Here is a 5,411-nt window from a genome sequence, read left to right on the forward strand (position 1 = left end):
TTAGAGAATATGATGTGGATGACCTTATTGGTCTATGACTACATCATACCAGGAGATACTTCCCAGAACGACCCGCAGACAGTATGTCGAAGGTAAAGTCTTTTCTATTATGATGTCTGGTTTTATGGTCTGGACATTAGCTATACTAACGGTACTTTTTATCAATTTTATTGTGTTCTATCCGCTGGAGATACAGGGTGCTATTCAGAAAGAAGCACTTCTGGACTTGCTCATGAAGGCATTCCGGACAGGACTTATCGGAAGTATCATAAGTACTTTCGGTGGAAGCTGCGGGATTTTATGGGATTCTGCTTACATGGTATATGGAATCCCTTTTGTAAGCTTCTATTTCGGAATTATTCTTCATGACCGCTATTTTAAAAATCAGATATGGTTTTATCCAGTAGAATGGATACTGGCTGATAAAAATTGGGGACCGGACAAAATAGGACTTTGGCTATTTCTACTGTTGTTTTTATTAGTAATGCTGGGAATTCTGGGAGGTGTTTTATATGGAAGATTGGAAGAAATCTGAAGGGACATTTAATCTGGCCTGTGATCCGCAAAGAGCAAGTGGAATGATGCAGAACACCTGCGTAAAAATAGAACACGTGACCAAACGTTTCGGTGAAGACATCGTGTTACAGGAAGTAAATCTTTCCTTGAAAACAGGGAACGTCTATGGGATTGTTGGAAATAACGGTTCCGGAAAGACCGTTCTTATGAAATGCATCTGTGGGTTTCTCCCTGTAACTACGGGCACTATTTTTGTATTTGGAAAAAAAATAGGCCATGATGTGGATTTTCCTGAAAGTCTTGGAGTTATTATCGAGACTCCCGGTTTTCTTACACAATATACGGGCTTTAAAAATCTGGAGATCCTGGCAGACATGAATGGCCGGATTTCGAAGGCCGATATCCGCATAGTCTTAAAAAGGGTAGGATTGGATCCGGACATGAAGAAACCAGTCGGAAAATATTCCCTTGGAATGCGTCAACGCCTTGGTATTGCACAGGCCATTATGGAAGATCCTCTGTTTTTGATCCTGGATGAGCCGTTTAATGGACTGGATAAACATGGCGTGGAAGAAATAAGAGAACTGCTGCTGGATTTAAAAGCAGCAGGAAAAACCATTTTGCTGGCAAGCCATAATGAAGAGGACATCAGAATCTTATGTGACCACGTATATGAAATGGATGGAGGAATCTTAAGAGAAAGGACTGCCTGATAATGAGAAATTTATTTGTAAAAACGGCATTAGTATTGTGTACGACAATAATATTTCTTCCAGCTACCGTTTTTGCCACAGAGCCTCAAAACACGGAGATTACATCTGCTGAAGAAGGATTTACGGACTCAGATCCGTCCGTATCTTATGAGAATGACAACTCGTTAACCCTTGATGAAAAAGAGGATGATTCTACGAGTACCGAACCTCCGGCAGAGGATGAAAAGACTCCTGATAAAGCTGATACCGATAAAGAAAATCCGGATCCGGATATTTTTACATCAGGAGATGACTTTGGTGATGGTTCTAAATCGAATCCTTTTCATGTTGTAATAGACAGTGATAATCCGGAAGACGGTGACGCCCCGCAGATAACAGATCCGGTTATAGACAACGGAGGGTATTCGGGCGGTGGGGGAGGAGGTAATTCAACATCAGACTCATCAAGTGAAAAAATATTACATAAACCGCAGGTATTATTAGAAGACAGCAATCTTTCAGGTGGACGATTGGAGGCTGGTTCTACAACAGAAATGTCGCTGACATTTCGAAATAAAAGCTGCAGTCAAAATGTATTTGGTTTAAAAATTTCCCTTTCTACAGAGAACAAAGGAATCGAATTTGAGAAAAACTCTTTTTATGTACAAGTCCTGGCTCCTGGTGAAGCAATTACTTTGGAACAGATGATTACTATAACAGAAAACTGTGATCCTGGCCAGGCTGTCATTACTTTTTCTCTGGATTATGAAGATTCGAAAGCAACGGCAACTACCGGTACAGAATTACTGTCTTTTCAGATCATCCAACCGGTTCGTGTTAAGCTGGAAGCTTCAGATATTCCATCTGTTTTGTACACTATGGATACAGTAGAGATCCCGGTAAAAGCAATGAATCTCGGAAGAGACAAAATTTACAATGCAAGTGTCAGCTTAAAGGCTGATGAATTAAGCTCAAACGATACTGCATTCTTAGGGACCATAGAGGCCGGAGATTTATCCCAGGGAAGTCTTCGCATATATGTAAAAGGAAAAACAGGAAAATGTGCAGGTCAATTAATTCTTACGTATGAGGATGCAGATGGCAAATCATACGAGGAAGAAATGAAATTTGATTCTGAAATCAAAGAAACCCAGATAAAGTCTTTAAAGGTTGAAGATGACCAGGAGAAAACCAATAACTGGTGGTATTCCATAGCTGCAGTTGTTGCAGTACTGCTTATTTCCATAATCCTGATTCTGGTCAGAAAGCTTCATAAGAAAAATATCCTTCTCGAAGAAGTGAGAAAGGCGGCTTCTCATTGAAAAGAAAAAAAATAGACAGCTTTACCTTATTTGTCATACTTCTGCTGGCATTGATACTTACATTATTAGGAATGCTGCTGGCAGGCATGAAAGAAGAAAAACGGCAATTTACTGTGCTGCTCCCACTTGGAGATCTGGCTTATGATGAAGATTTTTTGCAGAAAGCGAAGAAGATAAAAGGTATAAAAGAAATCTGGCCAGTCATAGAAGTCCCGGTTGTCATCAAAATTGAAGATTATACGGAAACAACGACTTTTTCAGGAATTGATATGAATGCGTTTGGAAAAAATCCAACTCAGAATGAACTGGGGAAGATGCCGTTGTTATTGCTGGGAAATGGTTCCCTACGGGATATGAAAGACTATAATAATCATGCCATTTCAAAAAAACAACAGGAAAAATTTTTAGAGATGGGTGAAAACCTGAATATTTTTTATTCCCTGGATGAAAAAGAGAAGGATACTTCCAAAGCCGCGGATGATCTTACCACTTTATCCGGCAATTCCGCAAGAGAACCGCAAACCTCATATATGCCCTGTAAAGCCGCTGTAGTAACAGAAGGCAACGAAATCTACATACCCATTTCCCAGGCACAGGATCTCTGCAGAGAAATAGGAGAGCCTTCTGAAATCAGTAAAGTATATCTAAAAATAAATGGAAAGAATAACCTGGAGAACGCAAAGAAATTACTTTCAGGAATTTAACATAATATATAGCAAGAAGTCTCTTTCCTTTACAGATGTGCAATGAATTGTAAAAGCACTGTACGAACGCTGTAAAAGCAAAAAAGAACACTTGGTTGGTGATGCAGTTCATGGTATAATAGTATCAGTTGATAACATAAATGATAAAAAAGCTAATTTTGTAAAAAAAAGAATCACAATGTACATTTGAATATCAGATTTACTGCTTTTTGATCATGTGGTTGTAATGTTCCGTACATAGCCCAGAATGGAACTAAGTGAATTTATCAATGTCTGTCCCTTTTTCAAAATCTGAGATTTAAATGATAATGTTTATGGTATGGAAAAAAGCTTTCGTTGTAGCCTATGGTTCTGCATGGAAAGTTATTGGATAAAAGATACTGATTAATACTTGGTAAAATGAGGAAGCTCACAAATGAAAAAAATTACAATTGCCTTAATTATGGTTATATCATTAATAGCACCAATTCAGACAATGGCGGAGAGTGTTACCCAGAACGGTACAATAATAGAGCCTTTGGAACAGAATATTGAACAGATCATCGATGAAATCACTTCTGAACCGCGTCCAATAAATTCTGATGCAATACAGAATGTAAAAGAATATATTAGTGAATATTTTGGCAATCTGGGATATGACAATATAGAATACCAGAAATTCGAATATAACGATGAAAACAATGAGAATGCAATAAGGCATTCCTCGCAGGCGGATGTGTTTCTGGCATCAACAGCCGAGGATGCAATTGTTGACGGCATTGGTGAAAATATCATTGTGACAAAAAACTCATCCATTGATACTACAAAAAATCTGATCATAAGTGCCCATTATGACAGTGCAGAAGATTCGGTGGGCGCCAATGATAACGGTTCCGGAGTGGCAGCAGTGCTTGAACTGGCAAGGATTTTAAAAGATACAGAGATACCGTATAATATAAAATTCATCCTATTCTCGGGCGAAGAGAAATATATGCTGGGTTCAAGATGGTATGTTGGTAAGCTGACGGAGGACGAGCGGAAACAGATCATCGGAGTAATAAATATTGATACTATTGCAGAAAAAAGTGATCTGGGTTATATGGCGATGATCGAAGGAAACAAAAGACCAGACAATGCGGAATATGATGATGAGGGATTGAAAAAACTGGCAGAATTAAATAAAAACAGTATGTCAGAACTATTTACACCCAGTGACAGATTTTTCCTGACAATGGCAACCAACAGTGACCATTATCCGTTTGCATTAGTGAATATCCCGGCAGTATCTATTGTCCAGGACTGGCAAGATGGTTTGAACGTGAATGATAGTTCTGATGTAAAAGAAAATATGGATATACAGAGAATTGTGGAAGTGATTGATCAGGTTATGGAAGTACTTCCAACGATCAATTAAATTTATATTAAAAATCTCCCACTAATGGTAGTGCCAGATAAAAAACATTGTAGAAGTCAGTAATATTAATGTTTTTCATGGTGCTAGCACGGTACGAAGTCGAAATAATCAAATACTGACAGAGACTAGGAGGTGGAATAATGAAAAAATGGATCGTGATGCTGGCGGTACTTGTTATGTTCTGTCTGGCGGGATGTGGGGAAAAGCCGATGACAGCAGTGTATTTTCATACAGATGATAACAGCTGGTATTTTGCGGATCTGGACACGGACACGATTTTTTCCGGAACGATACCGGATAAGCTTACGGATGAGAATGGAAAGAAGCTGACAGAGGAAGATATGACAGACGGAGATGTTTACCTGATCTATGGAGATGGTATCATGCTGCAAAGCTTCCCGGGACAGTATCCGGGAATCACAAAGATGGTACGGAAAGAACAGGGCAATCAGGAAAAGGCCGATCATTACCGGAAGGAGCTGCTTTCCATGATGCGTCCGGTGACTGAAGAGTGATAAAATAAAGCTTTTTTAGAAAAATATTAAAAGAAAATATATATCCATTTCTTCTATATTTTGATAAACTATATATTAAGGCCACTGAGAAGAATAAATTTTAACAAATGTAGCAAGAATTCTCCCACCTCTTCAGGTGGTGAGATGAATTGCACATCTGAGCATATCTGCTCAAAAAAAATCTCTATAGTATAAAAGAAACACTCGTTCTCCCTTCCCTGATGTAGTATACTGAAAAAGAACAATTAGTTCATAAATACATATCCGTC

General features: G+C 38.6%; 6 protein-coding genes. All 6 read left to right on the plus strand.

All coding sequences use genetic code 11. The annotated features are described in order from the left end of the window. The first annotated feature begins 124 nt into the window (after positions 1-124). The 6 genes from NE638_RS17450 (at position 125) to NE638_RS17475 (ending at position 5,142) form a co-directional block, all read left to right on the plus strand. Positions 125-535, plus strand: a complete 411-nt coding sequence (locus tag NE638_RS17450; RefSeq protein ID WP_244094887.1) for a hypothetical protein — start codon at positions 125-127, stop codon at positions 533-535. Positions 536-578: 43 nt separating this feature from the next. Next, the gene (locus tag NE638_RS17455; RefSeq protein ID WP_044925097.1) at positions 579-1,229 is read left to right on the plus strand and encodes an ATP-binding cassette domain-containing protein; all 651 of its coding nucleotides are present in this window, start codon (positions 579-581) and stop codon (positions 1,227-1,229) included. A 2-nt stretch (positions 1,230-1,231) separates the two neighbouring features. Further along, positions 1,232-2,530: a hypothetical protein gene (locus NE638_RS17460; protein ID WP_161284360.1), complete on the plus strand. Its 1,299-nt coding sequence runs from the start codon at positions 1,232-1,234 to the stop codon at positions 2,528-2,530. Continuing rightward, entirely contained in the window at positions 2,527-3,234 is a 708-nt protein-coding gene (locus tag NE638_RS17465; RefSeq protein ID WP_242858927.1) for a hypothetical protein, read from the plus strand. Before NE638_RS17460 ends, NE638_RS17465 begins: the two co-directional genes overlap by 4 nt. 415 nt (positions 3,235-3,649) lie before the next feature. Continuing rightward, positions 3,650-4,627, plus strand: coding sequence for a M28 family metallopeptidase (locus NE638_RS17470; RefSeq protein WP_227752247.1), 978 nt, complete (start codon positions 3,650-3,652; stop codon positions 4,625-4,627). Between the two features lie 140 nt (positions 4,628-4,767). Further along, the gene (locus NE638_RS17475) at positions 4,768-5,142 is read left to right on the plus strand and encodes a hypothetical protein (protein ID WP_059085767.1); all 375 of its coding nucleotides are present in this window, start codon (positions 4,768-4,770) and stop codon (positions 5,140-5,142) included. Positions 5,143-5,411: the final 269 nt, after the last annotated feature.

The organism is Blautia sp. MSK.18.38 (assembly GCF_024460535.1).
Classification (GTDB): Bacteria; Bacillota; Clostridia; order Lachnospirales; family Lachnospiraceae; genus Blautia_A; species Blautia_A fusiformis.